General features: G+C 57.6%; 15 protein-coding genes and 1 tRNA gene. 11 read left to right on the top strand and 5 right to left on the bottom strand.

Annotated elements, in window-relative coordinates; all coding sequences use genetic code 11:
* The first annotated feature begins 4 nt into the window (after positions 1-4).
* The 5 genes from GOW48_RS03910 (at position 5) to GOW48_RS03890 (ending at position 7181) form a co-directional block, all read left to right on the top strand.
* Positions 5-3217, top strand: a complete 3213-nt coding sequence (locus GOW48_RS03910) for a reductive dehalogenase (protein WP_170751550.1) — start codon at positions 5-7, stop codon at positions 3215-3217.
* Between the two features lie 128 nt (positions 3218-3345).
* Positions 3346-4212, top strand: coding sequence for an FAD binding domain-containing protein (locus GOW48_RS03905; RefSeq protein WP_170724104.1), 867 nt, complete (start codon positions 3346-3348; stop codon positions 4210-4212).
* Positions 4209-4688, top strand: a complete 480-nt coding sequence (locus tag GOW48_RS03900) for a (2Fe-2S)-binding protein (protein ID WP_170353362.1) — start codon at positions 4209-4211, stop codon at positions 4686-4688. The genes GOW48_RS03905 and GOW48_RS03900 overlap by 4 nt, the downstream gene beginning before the upstream one ends.
* Positions 4688-6943, top strand: a complete 2256-nt coding sequence (locus tag GOW48_RS03895; protein WP_170751548.1) for a xanthine dehydrogenase family protein molybdopterin-binding subunit — start codon at positions 4688-4690, stop codon at positions 6941-6943. The genes GOW48_RS03900 and GOW48_RS03895 overlap by 1 nt, the downstream gene beginning before the upstream one ends.
* The gene (locus GOW48_RS03890; protein ID WP_170353360.1) at positions 6936-7181 is read left to right on the top strand and encodes a MoaD/ThiS family protein; all 246 of its coding nucleotides are present in this window, start codon (positions 6936-6938) and stop codon (positions 7179-7181) included. The genes GOW48_RS03895 and GOW48_RS03890 overlap by 8 nt, the downstream gene beginning before the upstream one ends.
* On the opposite strand, the gene GOW48_RS03885 is transcribed toward GOW48_RS03890, so the two are convergent.
* Positions 7178-7882: a lysophospholipid acyltransferase family protein gene (locus tag GOW48_RS03885; protein ID WP_170751546.1), complete on the bottom strand. Its 705-nt coding sequence runs from the start codon at positions 7880-7882 to the stop codon at positions 7178-7180. The two genes, GOW48_RS03890 and GOW48_RS03885, sit on opposite strands and share 4 nt — an antisense overlap.
* 143 nt (positions 7883-8025) lie before the next feature.
* Here GOW48_RS03885 and GOW48_RS03880 point away from each other — a divergent pair.
* Positions 8026-8101 (top strand) — tRNA-Trp (locus tag GOW48_RS03880).
* A gap of 198 nt (positions 8102-8299) precedes the next feature.
* Positions 8300-8452, top strand: a complete 153-nt coding sequence (locus tag GOW48_RS03875) for a hypothetical protein (RefSeq protein ID WP_174821805.1) — start codon at positions 8300-8302, stop codon at positions 8450-8452.
* A 98-nt stretch (positions 8453-8550) separates the two neighbouring features.
* On the opposite strand, the gene GOW48_RS03870 is transcribed toward GOW48_RS03875, so the two are convergent.
* The 4 genes from GOW48_RS03870 to GOW48_RS03855 all read right to left on the bottom strand — a co-directional run bounded on the left by GOW48_RS03870 (position 8551) and on the right by GOW48_RS03855 (position 10778).
* On the bottom strand, positions 8551-8745 hold the full coding sequence (locus tag GOW48_RS03870; RefSeq protein WP_170746512.1) for a hypothetical protein: 195 nt from the start codon (positions 8743-8745) through the stop codon (positions 8551-8553).
* A 41-nt stretch (positions 8746-8786) separates the two neighbouring features.
* Complete coding sequence (locus GOW48_RS03865; protein ID WP_170746511.1) at positions 8787-9923, bottom strand: tyrosine-type recombinase/integrase; 1137 nt, start codon at positions 9921-9923, stop codon at positions 8787-8789.
* 103 nt (positions 9924-10026) lie between these two features.
* A complete protein-coding gene (locus GOW48_RS03860) occupies positions 10027-10212 on the bottom strand; it encodes a hypothetical protein (RefSeq protein WP_170746510.1) in 186 nt (61 codons plus the stop codon).
* Positions 10209-10778 carry a hypothetical protein gene (locus GOW48_RS03855; protein ID WP_170746509.1) on the bottom strand — a complete coding sequence of 190 codons (570 nt, stop codon included), beginning with the start codon at positions 10776-10778 and terminating at the stop codon, positions 10209-10211. Before GOW48_RS03855 ends, GOW48_RS03860 begins: the two co-directional genes overlap by 4 nt.
* Positions 10779-10937: 159 nt before the next feature.
* Between GOW48_RS03855 and GOW48_RS03850 the strand changes: the two genes are divergently transcribed.
* The 4 genes from GOW48_RS03850 to GOW48_RS03830 all read left to right on the top strand — a co-directional run bounded on the left by GOW48_RS03850 (position 10938) and on the right by GOW48_RS03830 (position 15762).
* Positions 10938-11159, top strand: a complete 222-nt coding sequence (locus GOW48_RS03850) for a helix-turn-helix domain-containing protein (RefSeq protein ID WP_170746508.1) — start codon at positions 10938-10940, stop codon at positions 11157-11159.
* Positions 11160-11514: 355 nt separating this feature from the next.
* Positions 11515-12390, top strand: coding sequence for a bifunctional DNA primase/polymerase (locus GOW48_RS03840; protein WP_170746506.1), 876 nt, complete (start codon positions 11515-11517; stop codon positions 12388-12390).
* A gap of 187 nt (positions 12391-12577) precedes the next feature.
* Positions 12578-13891 carry a primase-helicase family protein gene (locus tag GOW48_RS03835; protein WP_170746505.1) on the top strand — a complete coding sequence of 438 codons (1314 nt, stop codon included), beginning with the start codon at positions 12578-12580 and terminating at the stop codon, positions 13889-13891.
* Positions 13892-14754: 863 nt separating this feature from the next.
* Entirely contained in the window at positions 14755-15762 is a 1008-nt protein-coding gene (locus GOW48_RS03830; RefSeq protein WP_170746504.1) for a helix-turn-helix domain-containing protein, read from the top strand.
* The last annotated feature ends 258 nt before the right edge of the window (positions 15763-16020 follow it).

Below are 16020 nucleotides of genomic sequence, written 5' to 3'. Positions count from 1 at the left end.
CGCGATGGGAATCCGCTTTTTCTCGGACAAGAACCGCCCGGTTCATATGGGGCAATACCCGCTAGAACGGTTGGCACGGCAGTCGGATTTGCCTGATCTTTCCGAGGTGATGCCCATGCCAACGCTTAGCTTTCATCGCCCTGAGCGCCCTGAGAGCATTGTCAATGCGATGGGTGAGTTTCAAGCGATGCTGGATACGATCCGGGATGGGTTCGTGAATCCGGTGGAGTCCGAGGTGCCTGCCGATCTGACCGGTCGTGCCAACCATCTAAAAGCGTTCGGCTATTTCAATGATGCCTCAATGATGGGGTGTGGTCCTCTGCCGCCCGAGGCATTGCTGACCGAACCCCGCCGCAACCCCGATATCGACCGTCTGGCCCATGCGCTGAAGACACGGCAGACCAAGACATTGGCTTCGGGGATCGACTTGATCATGGCCGATCTGAAAGAAAGCATGGAGGCCAAACCGCGCCCCATGGATACCCATCGCCATGCGATTGTCTTTCTGTACGAACACAACCGCGACCCGGACCCCAACGAGCCCGGCGCAGATTGGATCATGGATGCGCAAGACCACCGCGCTTGTCTTCTGGCGACCGAAAACGCCGTGGTCATCGCCAACTACATCCGCATTCTGGGCTTTGACGCCCGGGCGCATACGGTCATGTCTTCCGAGGTTGATCTGGGTAAGCTGGCCGTCGCGGCGGGGCTGTGTTCGGTCGAAGACGGAGAGCTGGTCGCGCCGTGGCTGGGTAAACGGTTCGGACTGGCTGCGGTCACGACCGAGATGGAGATCGCCCACGATCAGCCCCTGCGCCCCATGGCGCAACAGCCGTGGTTTCGAACCCAAGGCCCGGCGTGGTGGCTGGGCGCGGGTTTTGCCAAGAACGCGCTGAACCGCGACCCTTATGCCAAACGGCGCTATGTGGACGGGGCGCATCCGTTTGAGACCCTCAAGCGGGTGGAAAAACCTACAACCTATATCGACGAGGAAAACGTCGCCCGCGTCCCCAAGCGCGCCGACATGTTCGCTCGCGCGCAGTTCGGGGATATGGGCAAGCATCTGCAAGACGGGGCCAAGGGCGGGTATTACGTGCGCAAGGCCGCGCCCAGTACCGCGCAACGCCGCGCGCTGGGCGCGTTTGTTCTGTTGCAGGATGGGGAAAGCGCCGATACCGCGCCGCCTACGGACGCCGCGCGCAATGCCGCGAATATCAAGGCGGCCACGTATTTTCTGGGGGTCGATGCGGTGGGCCTCAGCCGGTGCCCGGACTGGGCGTGGTACTCGCATGATGCAACGGGCGAGGAGATCACGCCGCCCCACGACCAGGCCATCAGCATGATCATCGACCAGGGTTATGAGACTATGGAGGGCGCCAGCGGCGATGACTGGATCAGTGTCGCGCAGTCGATGCGCGCTTATCTGCGGTTTTCGTTACTGGGTGGAGTGATCGCGCAACAGATCCGCAATCTGGGCTATAAGGCCCGCGCGCATACCGTAATGGATGGCGAGGTGTTACAGCCGCCACTGCTGTTGTTGTCTGGGCTGGGAGAGGTTAGCCGGATCGGAGAGGTGATCCTTAACCCCTATCTGGGGCCCCGCCTAAAATCCGGCGCGGTGACGACGGATATGCCGATGGCGCATGACAAGCCGATCGATTACGGTCTGCAGACCTTCTGCGAAAGCTGCAACAAATGCGCCCGCGAATGCCCCTCGGGTGCGATCACGGCCGGGCCGAAGCTGATGTTCAACGGCTATGAGATCTGGAAGTCCGACAGCCAAAAATGCGCCACCTACAGGGTGACCACGCCGGGCGGCGCGATGTGCGGGCGATGTATGAAAACCTGCCCGTGGAATTTGGAAGGCATATTCAAGGAACGTCCCTTCCGCTGGGCCGCGATGAATATTCCTAAGGCCGCGCCCGCGCTGGCGCGGTTGGATGATGCCGTGGGCAATGGCGGGCTGAACGACGTCAAGAAATGGTGGTGGGATCTGGAGCTGCAACCGGACGGCGCCTATCGCCCGACCGACCACCCGCTGAACCGGCGCGATCTGCAAACCGACCTAGACCTGAAATACGAAGATCAGACTCTGGCCGTCTACCCCGCCTATCTGGCCCCGCATCCCTGGCCCTATCCGTTCGCCATGGACCGTGAGGCTGGGATCGCAGCCTATGAGGCCATGGTCACGGCCGAGGAATACAAGGCGCGCAAAGCGGCGGGTGATCTGTCGGTGATCCACCGCTATACCAGCGCGGGCGATGCCCCGGTTATGCGCGTCGCACTGACCAAGGTCGACAAGATGACTGCGGATGTGACCAAGTACGAATTCTCGACGCTGGACGGTTCACCACTGCCCGAATGGACGGCGGGCGCGCATCTGGACGTGCTGGTCGCGCCGGAATTCCTGCGGCAGTACTCTATGTCCGGCGATCCAGCAGACCGCGCCACCTATCAGATCGGCGTGCTGCGTGAGGATGAGGGACGCGGTGGCTCAGCTCTGCTGCACCGCATTTTCAACGAGGGGCGCAAGGTCTTCATCTCGAAACCCATCAACCATTTCGAACTGGACGAGGGCGCAACCAAGACCTTCCTGATGGGCGGCGGGATCGGCATCACTCCGATGATCGCCTTTGCTCACCGTCTGTATGCCATGGGCAAACCGTTCCAGCTGCACTATTCGGCCAGTACCCGTGCCGGGGCGGGGTATCTGAAGGATCTGGCAGCGATGCCTTGGGCGGATCACGTGCACTATCATTTCTCGGACGAAGGCACGCGGGCCGATCTAGAAGCCGTCCTGTCGGGATATCAAGACGGTTGGCACGTCTATACCTGTGGCCCTGATCGCTTCATGGACGGAGTTATGCAAGCGGCTGAGCGTCAGGGCTTTCCCGAAGAAGCGCGGCATCTGGAGTATTTCTCGGTCCCCGAGCAGCCGGACTATGAGAATCACGCCTTCACTTTGCGGCTGGCAAAATCGGGTCGAGATCTGACTGTACCCGCCGACAAAGATGCAGCGCAGGTGCTGAACGAGGCTGGCATTCACGTGGATGTGAAATGCGCCGATGGCATCTGCGGGGTCTGCAAATGCGGCGTGATTTCGGGTGAGGTCGAACACCGCGATTTCGTTTTGTCCAAGAAACAACGTGAGAGCGCTATCATCCTGTGCCAAAGCCGGGCGACACAGCCGGATGGTGTGATCGAGATTGACCTCTGAGCCAAGGTCAGGAAACGACTTTTTTATCTCAAAAATTGGTCGCTCCAACCATGGACGTTGGGGCGCCGCTGCACTAACGTCCCTGCCGAACCCTAGTGAACCCTGATTAACAGGTGCGAGGTATTTTCATGGATTATCACAGCCCCGCCAGTTTTGCCGAGGCGTCGGCTCTGGCTGCAAACGCAACGGGCGTCACCCGCTTTCTGGCCGGTGGAACGGATGTTCTGGTGCAGTTGCGCTCGGAACTGGTCACGCCCGATACGCTGATCGACATCAAGAAGATCGACGGTGTCAGCGACATCACCCGTAATGCAGACGGCAGTTGGACCCTTGGCGTTGCCGCAACCGGTGCCGAGATGAGCGAACATGCTGAACTGAGCCGCGACTGGCCCGGCGTGGTTGAGGCGATGGACCTGATCGGTTCGACGCAGGTGCAGGGGCGGGCAACGCTGACCGGAAACCTGTGTAATGGCTCTCCGGCGGCGGATTCGGTGCCTGCGATGGTTGCCGCTGGTGTGACCGTTTCTGTCACTGGCCCGGATGGAACGCGTGAGGTGGCTGTCGAGGATATCCCAACCGGACCCGGCAAGACCTCGCTGTCCAAGGGTGAGGTGATCTCGGCCGTAAACATCCCTGCGCGCGGGAACAATGCGGGTGACGCGTATCTGCGGTTCATCCCGCGCACCGAGATGGACATCGCCGTTGTTGGCGTGGGTGTCAGCCTGCGTCTGGACGGTGATACCGTGACCGAGGCACGCGTCTCGCTGGGGGCTGTTGCACCAACTGTCCTGCTGGTTGAAGACTGCGCCAAGGCCATCATCGGTAGCACTCTGGACGATGCTGCGTTGGACGCGCTGGCGGCTGCGGCATCGGCCGCCTGTAACCCAATCGACGACAAACGCGGCACGATCGAATTCCGCACCGAGGTCGCAGGCGTTCTGGCCAAGCGCGCCGCGAAAATCGCCTATGCCCGCGCGAAGGGAGAGAAAGCATGAGCAAGCTCCACGTAACGACCACAGTGAACGGCGATGAGGTCGATTTTCTGTGCGACCCGCGCGAAACCCTGCTGGATTGTCTGCGCGACAAGCTGAACCTGACCGGCGCGAAAGAGGGTTGCGGTACTGGCGATTGCGGCGCGTGCTCGGTCACGGTTGATGGCCGTCTGGTCTGTTCCTGCCTGATGCTGGGCGCTGAGGCCGAGGGTAAGACCATCGAAACCGTCGAAGGTATCGCGGACGGTGACGTGCTGCATCCGCTGCAGCAGAAATTCATCGAACATGCAGCCCTGCAATGTGGCATCTGCACGCCGGGCATTCTGGTGGCGGCCAAATCGCTGCTGGAGAAAAACCCCAACCCGACCGAGGAAGAAACCCGGTACTGGCTGGCGGGTAACCTGTGCCGCTGCACCGGCTATGACAAGATCATTCGCGCCGTCATGGAAACGGCAGAAGAATTGCGGGAGGCTTCGTAATGGCTCTGGACGATCGTAAAACGGATTTCACTTTTGTCGGCACCCGTCCGAACCGCCCTGACGGGTTGGACAAGGTGACGGGCCGCGCCAAGTTCGGCGCGGATATGTCTGCGCCCGGCATGCTGCATGGCGCGATCCTGCGCTCACCCCACGCCCATGCGCGGATCGTGAAAATCGACACATCGAAGGCCGAGGCGCTGAAAGACGTCAAAGCCGTGGTCACACGCGCTGATTTCGCCGACGTGCCGTTCAAGCCGGGTTTGGCTGGCGAATTCTGGAACGTGCTGGAAAACGTCATGGCCGGTGAGAAGGCTCTCTATGATGGTCATGCGGTGGCTGCGGTGGCGGCAACTTCGGCGCTGGCCGCGCGGGATGCGCTGAAGCTGATCGAGGTCGAATATGAGGTATTGCCTCATGTGACCGACGTTGACAAAGCGATGGCCCCGGATGCACCGGTCATTCGCGAAGGTGCGGCGGATTATTCCGTGCCCGAAGGGATGCACCCCAACGTTGTGCGGTATCACGAAAGCGGTCATGGCGATGTCGACGCAGGCTTTGCCGAGGCAGATTTGGTCCTCGAAGATAGCTTTGTCACCGAGGCGACCCATCAGGGCTATATCGAGCCGCACGCCTGTCTTGGCCTGTTGGGCAATGACGGCAAAGGTGAGCTTTGGTGCACTACCCAAGGCCACTGGATTGCGCAAAAGACATGTGCGGCATTGCTGGGCATCGAAACCTCGCAGCTGCGCGTTACCGCGTCCGAGATTGGCGGCGGTTTTGGCGGTAAGACCACGGTCTTCATCGAACCGGTCGCGCTGGCGCTGAGCCGCAAGGCGAACCGCCCGGTCAAGCTGGTCATGACCCGATCCGAAGTGTTCCGGGCGACAGGGCCGACCGCCTCGGCCTCGATGGATATCAAGATCGGCATGAAGAAGGACGGCACGATCACCGCCGCGCGGGGTGAGTTCCGTCTGCAAGGCGGCGCGTTCCCCGGTGCGCCGGGCGATATGACCGCCATGTGTGCCTTTGCGGCCTATAACCTGACAAACGTCAAACAGATCGGCTATGACGTGATGGCCAACCGCCCCAAGCAAGCCGCTTATCGCGCGCCGGGCGCGCCGATGGGGGCTTTTGCGGTCGAGTCGGTCATTGATGAGATGTGCAACAAGCTGGGTCTCGACCCGATCGAGGTGCGTCTAAAGAACGCCGCGCATGAGGGCACCAAGGCCAGCTATGGCCCGCGTTATGAACGCATCGGTCTGGTGGAAACGCTCGAGGCCGCCAAGGCGCATCCGCATTATTCGGCGCCGTTGAAGCCGGGGCAGGGACGCGGCGTCTCCTGCGGTTTCTGGTTCAACCACGGGGGTGAAACGTCGGTAACCTTGGCGTTGTCCGAAGACGGCTCAGCCCAGTTGATGGTGGGCACGCCCGACATCGGCGGCTCGCGCGCGTCGATGGCGCTGATGGCGGCCGAGGTGCTGGGCATTCCATATGAGAACATCCGTGTCACCGTCGCAGACACCGCAACGCTGGGGTATAACGACGTCAGCCACGGTAGCCGGGTGACCTATGCTTCGGGTCTGGCGACGATCAAGGCTGCGCGCCATGCTGTCGAAAAACTGTGCGAACGTGCAGCGGCCAAATGGGATATCCCGGTTGAAGCCGTGAAGTGGGAAAACGGTTGCGCCGTGCCTTCGGGCCCGAACGCGGGCGACTTTGACCCGATGCCGCTGGCAGATATCACTGCCAAAATGGGACGCACCGGAGGTCCGATCTCGGGCCATTTCGAGGCGACGCCCGAAGGCGCAGGCGTGTCCTTTGGCACCCACATTGTTGACGCCGAGGTCGATCCGGAAACCGGCAAGACCACGATCACCCGCTATACGGTCATTCAGGACGCCGGTAAGGCGATCCACCCGACCTATGTCGAGGGCCAGTTCCAGGGCGGTGCCGCGCAAGGTATCGGCTGGGCGTTGAACGAGGAATATATCTATGGCGAGGATGGTCGGTTGCAGAACTCGATCTTCCTTGACTATCGCATCCCCGTTGCCAGCGACCTGCCCATGATCGACACGGTGATCGTCGAAGTGCCCAACCCCGGCCATCCGTTCGGTGTGCGCGGTGTGGGTGAGACGGGCATCGTGCCGCCCTTGGCCGCCATCGCCAATGCTGTGTCCAACGCAGCTGGCGTGCGGATGAAGCAACTGCCAATGTCCCCGCCGCGCATTCTGGCGGCGCTCAAGGACAATGGTTGAGGTCCACCTCTGGTCCGGCCTCCGGTCTTTGACCGGGGGTCAGCAGGTGGTGGAGGTCGAGGCCAAAACCACCGGCGATCTGCTACGGGAACTGGTCAGGACGCATCCGCAACTGGAAGGCCCAATTGAGGCGGGCGTGTCCATCGCCATCGACGGACGCGTCATCGCAACCGGTCTGACCGAACCGATCCCGGAAGGCAGTGAAGTTTACCTAATGCAGCGTTTGCGCGGCGGTTAGGACGGCGACCAAGGCTCGCGCCCGACTATGCGGTCGGCCTCGGCCGTGATGTCATTCATATGTTGTTCAAGGCTGAGGCGCAGGCCCTCGATCTGCTCGTCCGAGGCTTTGCGCGGCACGGTTTCCGTCCATTCCCGGCAAATAAACACGCCCTTGTTGCGCCAGGGGCGCGGCATCAGCAACCGGTCCCATGTGCCTGCCTCGCGACCATGTTCCGCGGAAAAAGTAATCCCGAACACCCGCTTGCCCGAGGTCCTTGCCCAGACTAAAGGCACCGTGGACAACACCCTTTCCGGCCCACGTGGACCGTCGGCGGCGATGCCGATGGAAATGCCTTGCTTCATTTTGCCGATCACTTCGCGCGACACAGCAATGTTGTTCGATTTCTTGCTGGTCATGGCGATCGTGTCCATGCCGAACAATTTCTGCACTCGACCAACCATGCTGCCCGCGCGCGCAGACGAGGTGATGGAGCAGATGGGCCCCTTGTCTAGCGGATAGAAATAGGGCGATTGCGCCAGCCTTTGGTGCCACAGCACCACGATGACCGGTTCGCCCTGTTCGGCCAACTGGTCCAGTTCCTCATAGCCAATACGCTGCCATTCGGTGTTGCGATGGACCAGTCGGATATACCACGCAATGCGCCGCGCGGCCCAGTTCAACAGGGCTTCACTATCAGCGATCTTCTTGCGGATACTCACGGGCGGGGTCCTTCTGCCAAGCAAATTGTGTCTTATAGAACTCAACGCCATGCGCAACTTGTTTGTCGCATAGGTTTAGAGCAACAGAATCTGAAAAAGCCTCTTGAGTCCGCCGCGCGGCTGGCATATCTGATGCGCACCTTAGGGGTATAGCTCAGTTGGTAGAGCGACGGTCTCCAAAACCGTAGGTCGCGGGTTCGAACCCTGCTGCCCCTGCCAAAATCTCTCATATATCGTAAGAAGTTAGGCGTTTGGGTCGTGCGTTCTGTCCGGCAAAGGTCAACACATCGGTCAACACGTACACTGTGTACGGTGTTGACAGAGCAAGCAGGACGGGCAGATTCGTCAAAAAACGTGAGGGTCAATTATGAATGCGCCAATCATTCAACTTGTCGTTTACTTGTCTTAGCGGTGTTCGTGATCTGGCTCTACATCCTGCCGATCACTATGGCGGGACGGCGCAACCGATCCGGCCTGATTTGGTTTCTGATCGGGCTTGTTGGGTCACCCTTGCTGGCCATCCTATTGTTGCTCGCTTTGGGTGACGCACCAGAGCAACCGACGGCCTAGCTATGATCATCAAAACTCTCACGTTAGCCATAATAGTGGCAGTGTTAGCCATCGTCGTTTTAGTCTTTCGAGCGCTTTTACGCCCTAAGAAGTGACGCCTAACTAAGCCCGACCGGACCGCCTATTTCCGGCTCAGTCGGTAAGTCGTGGTCTGGTGGCTGGATGTCGTGCTTGTGCAGCCACTCAAAGATCGCGCCCCAATCGTCCTGCAACGACGGTGCGCTACGGTATTCCCGCAACCCTTCCAGCTTGCATCGTAAATCGTATGGGATCGTTCGCGGCCATTTGGTCATACCGCATGTTCTAATTTTGTTCTTATGGCTGTCAATGGCGCTCACACGCCATCGAACACGGACCGCTTACGCTCACGCAGCCGTTCCGTGACGTGCAGATAGGTATCGGCGGTCAGTTGGGCCGTTGAGTGCCGCAGATGGTCCTGCACCTCTTTGACCGATGCGCCTGCCTCAAGCATGTACGTGGCCGATCCGTGCCGGAAACTGTAGAGGGTCAGGTGATCCGCGCCAATGGCTCGCAGAGCATCGCGCACCCGGCGTCCGAGGCTGGTCGGGCGCACGGGCAATAGACCATCGACACCCGGCCACACATACCCTTCCGGGTTCCAGTGAAGCCCGCGATCTGCTTTGGTCCGTAGGTGGGTCGTGTGTAGGTCGTCCAACGCCGCATCGATGCTGGGTGCATAGTCAACGGTGCCAGTGCTGTCGTCTGTCTTTGTTTCCCGGCGGACTTGAAACCCACCAGCCTCAGTAACCGTCTTGTCGATCTGGATCGTGTTTGCGTCATAGTCGATGTCGGACCACGTAATCGCAAGCAGTTCCGCCGGACGACAACCGGTCGTGAATAGAAGCCGGACAAATACCGCCAAGTCGGGACGGCCCATATGCCCGGTCAGGTACCCGGCGCACTCGGTCACGTCCTCAAGGGTGGCGTATGCCGCCTCAGTCTTGGCGACATGGGGCGCACGGGCCTTAGCGCTTGGATCGTCCCTTATCAGGTCATTGCGCCATGCTTCCCGCAGTGCCTTCTTGAGACAGGACCATGTGTTTTTAACCGTTCGGTCCGAGTAGCCATCAGCACGCAATCCAGCAACCAGCGTATCAAAGGTGCCTTTACCGGCATCCCGCATACGGACGCTGCCGACATGGCGTTTGATGACGTTGACGTACTGCTTGTCCCGCGCGACCGTTTTGGGTGCTGGTGGACGCCCCTTGCTGGTGTCAGGACGATTGTCGGACCAGTGGACGAGATAGTCACCAACCGTGGCGTATTGGTCCGGCGCGACATGAACCCGGCGTTCATCCAATTCCCGCTCATCTGCTAACGCCTGAGCCTCACGTTTGGTGGACGCATGGATCGTAAAGGATCGTTGGACCAGCTTACCCGCTTTGGATGGGTCCGGAGCGCGGTACTGAGCCTTATACACACCCGGCTTTCGTTGGGTTACTGTAGCCATGTCAGTTAATCTCCATACGGCCCGAAACGGGCGTGTAGTTAACGATGACGATAGTGCCGGATTCCCAAGGGACCGATTGACCGGCGACGTCGATAATTGGGCGTTATGGGTTGCCCGCGATCCTGCGCTTACCGTCAGGCTCCGCTTGGATGATCAGGCCCGTCTCGGTCCGCAGCAGTGACCACGTGATACCGTGTGACAGTCCAGCCGCGTCCAAATGCCGACCCTCAAGCCAAAGTCTGGCCCGATTGTTATTGGCACCGACCTTGCGTGTGTAGCTGACAGTCATACCGTCTGCCTTTCCCGGTGCGCGGCGGTCTTGCACCGGTTGCTGCAATAGCTGGTGTCTCTGGCACGCTGAATCCGGTGCCATCCTCCGCAGTAGCTGCATTGCATCCAACGCCAGCCGTCACGCAGCGCCGCCAGCATTTCATTGGCCAAATGGGCGCGAACGGTCAGCGCATCGGCTCTGAATAGAAGGTCGGACGCATCGACCGAGATGCGTAATTCACCGGCTGCTATGACGCTATCAACCAGATCGGGCAGCAGGCGTTCTGCTGCTGCATGATAGGTCCGCACGGTCTTTGCATCGCTCACACCACCAGACGCGGCCAGATCGGGCCACGAGATAGCCACCCGCCTGCATATGCCGACAACCTCATCCCATGTGTTGAAGCCGGGTATGTGTGGTGGCGTCGCGGACGGATCGATCCGGTTGCTACCTGGTAGGTTCCACACTGCGGTCAAGGCGTCAGACACGACGTCGTCTGTGGTGTCACTGGCGTCTCGTATTGTTGCGATTCGGGCGAACAGACCGGGTATCCGGTCGTCCAGCCATGTTTCCAAATGGTCCATGTCGTCCCCCATGGCTCGTACTGTACGTATACAACGTATAGAACGGTTAGGTGAGTCACAAGACCGTAGGTAGAGAAATGTTACGGTAAAAAATTATATTGACGGTAACAATGTGTTCAACACAGCCTAGACGAACAGACAGCATCAGGAGGGAAAGATATGAAACTGAGCGACGTCGACCCGGCCAAAACCTACAGCGTCAATCAAGCATCCGAGGCAACGGGCGAACCGGTCTGGTCCATCCGTCGGATGATCCGGGCCGGTATCCTGCCGGGCTTCAAGCAGCCCGGTCAGCGCACGTTTCGCATCAAAGGTGAGGATGTGTTGCGGGTGGCAAATGGCACGCTCGACGGTGCGCACGTGCCGCAGAGTGCCGCCTAACGAAACAGAGCGGTCCTGAGACCGCCCTGCATGGCTTGGTATCTCCTGACTGACAGTGGGACCATACCGGGACGTGCGGTCTGCGTAAAGGTAAGCCCAAAAATGACCGACAGTATCCAATGGATCAATCCTCTGCCCCCTGAGCGTCTGAGGGCCGCTGCTTCTGAGTATGAGACCAGAGGTGCGTTCCGGGAAGGCAATCACCCGGCATACGTCGCTGCCATAACACATGGCGTGCTGGATGTCGTGTGCGCATATGCGCTGAATAAAAATAATCCCGGCTGCACGTGCGATGCAGACCGGTTGAATCATGAGAAAGTGAACCCGCGCCAATACGCCAATAAAGGAACGGCTTGTGACAGGTAGTATCCCGACAGAGTCCAACTGGCAAGTTGCCGCTGCGCAGGCTCAAGCACCTGTTTTCCCGATCCGAATTGAGTGGAACACGCGCAAAGGCAAATGGGAAAAGTACCCGCTCACCCGCAATGGACATCTCAACGCAAGCTATGACGTGCGCGGACACAATTGGCGTGGTGCGAACGGCTACGGTATCGCCATGGGTAGCGGTTGGTATGCGCTTGATCTGGACGAGTACAAGCAAGGCTGTGCGGCGGCCCAATGGTTGACACAGTGGCAGGTGCCGACCCAGACGCGGACACACCGGACCGTCTCAGGTGGGTTGCATCTGATTTATCGTACCTTGGGTGAATGGACCAACTTGCAAACCCGGCAAAACGTGGTGCCGGGGCTGGACACACGAGGCGCAGGAGGTTGGATCGCATTTGGTGAAGGGTACAGCGTAGCGGTCAATGCGTGGCCTACCGTCTTGCCGGATGCGGTCTGTCTAGAACTGACAAAGGCGACAGCGGCGCAAGACGTCAAATTACAGCCCGTTGCGCCAGTGGATGCCGATGCAGTGCTGAGACGGTTGCACGTGGCCCTGACGGTCGGACCTGTCAAACTCAGGCGACGATGGTACGGCGATCCGACCGGCCTACTCGACACGTCCCGGTCCGGTTTCGATATGAGCGCGGCCAAGCTGCTGGGTATCGCCGGTTTCAATTACAGCGAAGTCTATTGGTTGCTTGCCACGCAGTACCCGCACGGCGTCGTGGCACGTGATGGGTTGAACCGGATCACAGTCAGACAAATCAAACGTGAGGCCGCAAGAGCGACCGAGGCGAAGCGGTTGATGACCGCCAAGATGTTGGAGGTTTTCCATGGACGCTGAACAACTGGCGACCGAAGTACAGACAATCGCGGCAATGCCCGAGATTGAACGCGAACCGGCCATTGCAGACCTTTGGGACAGGTGCAAGGCCGAAGGGTACGCGCAACGCAAACCGAAACTCAGAGAACTTGTAAGCCACCTGGTAAATGCACCGATGCAGGAACTTGTAGAGTCAGCCGCTGACGCAATGCTGGATACCTACTTTGTGGTCAACATGGGGGGCAAGGTCCGGTTCTGCTACTTCTCATACGAACAGGTCAACGGTCACGGCAGGCGTGTTTTGCACATGATGACGCGGGCCGATTTTCTGGCATGGAACGAACACAAGCCAGAGGCAGAATTGTGGCTGAAAAATCCACAACGGCGAATGTATGACGGCCTCACGACAGACCCGGAAAAACCTTCTGTGGTGGACGGAAAACTTAACCTGTGGACGGGTTTTGGTATTGCCCCTATTCCCGGTGACGCACAGCCGTTTGTCGATTATGTCCAAATCATCCTTGCGTGCGGTCAGACCGCATGGGCCGAGTACATCCTAAACTGGCTGGCTTGGGTGGTTCAGAATCCCGGTAAACGGATAAACGTCGCGCTTTGTCTCATCAGCCCACGGCAAGGGACAGGTAAAGGCACCCTTGGTAACCTTTTATTAACAATATTCGGACAGCACGGTCGCGCCATCTACAAGGCGAAAGGTCTGGTGGGTGACTTCAATAAACACCTTGCCGACGCTCTGTTTGTCTTTGCAGACGAGGCATTGTTCGCGGGTGATTTACGCGCCGCTGACGCGCTGAAATCGATTGTGACCGAGCCGTACCTTTTCATCGAACCAAAAGGGGTCGATGCGATTCAAATGGATAATCGCCTTTCGATCCTGATGGCGACCAATCACCGGTTTGCGGCACAGGTGGAATATTCGGATCGTCGCTATGCGATGTTTGAAGTCTTGGACCAAAAACAGGCCCGTGCTTATTGGGACGATCTGCACAGATGGTTAGAGCAAGGTGGGAAGTTCTTTGTTCAAAATTACCTGATGAGCCGCGACCTGACGGGCTGGCATCCGGTCGATGACCGACCACTGACGCCGATCTATATGGACAGTCGTAAAGCCAGCCTGCGTGAAGTGCATCATTGGTGGCACGAAACCATCCAGAACGAGACGTTTGGATATGACGCATTGGACATGCTTCACCCAGCACCTAGCGATGTGTACGCAGGTAGCCCGCCTATGCAAGTACCCAGTCACTACTTTGAGGTAGAAAAAAAGGTTCTCTACGCTGCGTATAAGCACTGGCATAGGCAGCACGAACACAAAGCGTCACGTGCTGTTGGTGTCGCTCAGTTCTGGAAAGACTTCTACGCAATGACCAACGGTGTCGTTGAGCAAGCCAGACCCGGCCAACGTGGCGAACAATTACGCGTGGTGACGTTACCCGCCAACGGCACTGACCCACATTGGGAGATGTTACAGGGTGCTTTTGAGCGTTGGTTGACTGAATATTAACCCGGTATCCAAGGTATCCAAAGTAACCCCCTAAGAATATATACGTGAGATTTGTATACTGTTTTAAAAAAAGTATGTGCGTTTCGTATTAAAAGAAGTGGGTGCCTAAAGCTGGTTACCTTGGATACCGTCACCAACGTAGAGTGGACCGAGTGTGGCGTGTGTTATGCTATGATAAATGATAGAATAATTTAAGCCGTTGCGTGACAGACGGTCAGCACCACCACCCAGCACACACAACACGTTTGCTCACGTTGACACTCACACGAAACACGTTGGCCGTTGCGTCTTTTGCGGTCCGCGTTGGTCCGGTGGGCTGCTTAGAAAGGTGGGGGGATGAGTCAAAAAGATTTGCTCGGGGGCCGTCACCGCGCAGGGGTGATCGTAAAAACAGAAACGACTAAAAATCGCTCAAGTATCTGACTCAATGGTTCATCTACTTATGATAGTATTTTATTTCAAAATTATAGATTTCTCATAAATTTTAGCTATAATGGGTCTTGCGCACGCGGCCCGGCGCGTGTCCTTGGTCGTGCCGGTCTATGGCTGCGAACCTTCGGACTTTACCTACAAGAGAAATTAAAAAGCTGGTCAAACCGTAGTCTAACGTTCTCGTTCGCTACGTGAGCTGAAAAACTATCCGTTGCCGAACCGGCGGTTCGCATCAAAGCGTTAAAGTGGAGTTTAAGGGGTTCGCTTGCAACAGGTTCATTTTGACCTTCCCGCTCACCTGAGCACAAAAAGCGCAGAAACACTTGGGCAGAACTCAATGAGTTGCCGAGGCAGAGGTTTCCGGTTTCTAACCGTTTCTTGCTTGTTACTTTCTGTCATAAAGGAAAACTGGGAAGGACTGTGAGGTACCAATGGATATTGACGCTTCGAGAGCTGCACACTTAGTCAAATGCCTTCAAGAGCAAGGATTAAGTGAACATGACGTCACTGGCATCTTGACGCGCTGCGGAATTCCAAAAAAATCTGTCTGGCCCGTCCCGGAGAAAATCACTTACCTGGAAGAGGCGGAATTGGTTCGCGCGGCTTGCGATGCCGTCGACGATGTGACGTTTGCTGCTGCGTCAGCACTCTCTTTCCGTGAAAGTACGACCATTACTGGATACATCGGCAAATACTCTCGAAATTTGGGCGACGCTATTGAGAATACAGCCCGTTTTCATGATCTTATCGATCCGGCCCTTGCCTTTAACTTACGAGTATCAAGCAATGTAGCCTCGATCGAAATCAGTTGGAAAGACGCCAGTTTCGGGAAGTTTCACCGCCACACCGAGTACTTGCTTTTCCTCGCTCTATCTCGGATGCGTCACTTGGCCAAGACAGGTTTCTATCCTTTGGAAATCCGCTTTGATCACCAAGCCGGGAAGTCCGCTAGTTCATTTTCCAAAATCGGAGGATTCCCAGTTGTTTTTGAGGCGGAAAAACCAGAAATTGTTTTGGGCCACACAACGCTCGAACTTCCAATTCCGTCCTTCGATCCGAAGCTGCGGGATCACCTAATTGCTTATGGAAATAGGCTTCTATCAGAAGTCGACAAACCCACACAAAACCTCCGCGCAATAATTGAAAGTCAAATTATCGCGGTGCTTCCTGGCAAAGTGCCTTCTGCAGAGGAGGTTGCAGGAAATTTGGGGTTGAGTACTCGCACTTTTGGAAGACGACTGACAGAAAGTGGCCTCCGTTACAGAACAATTGTTGACGACTTGCGGTACGACCTAGCGAAAACTCTTATCAAAGACGGTATGAGCATGACTGAAGTAGCTTTTTCAATAGGTTACGCTGACCAAGCGGCGTTCTCGACAGCTTTCAAAAGGTGGTCTGGTTCACCACCCTCAGCATCTATTAATGGTCAGGACTCATAACCAAAAGATGACGGTAGCGGCGATGCAAATTTTGCCGACGAGGGCAGTTCATCGCATCGGCCATAATGGGTCGTTGTGCGCCGCCAGTCTTTTGGCCGGGCAAACAGGTTTCCGACACGATGGCGTTTGCGATACGGCTTGGCGTCGTGGTCGGCAGAATTTATTTGTCCCTGACGCGCTGGAATGCCCGCATTGATAGCGCGTGTAAGAACACGGATCATGTCTCTCGTTTCTGTATTGTGTCTGAAGCCTGAAACT

Origin of the sequence: Ruegeria lacuscaerulensis (assembly GCF_013033355.1) — a bacterium.
GTDB classification, from domain to species: Bacteria; Pseudomonadota; Alphaproteobacteria; order Rhodobacterales; family Rhodobacteraceae; genus Ruegeria; species Ruegeria lacuscaerulensis_A.
Note: the sequence above shows the minus strand (reverse complement) of the source record. Positions and strands in the feature narration are given on the sequence as shown.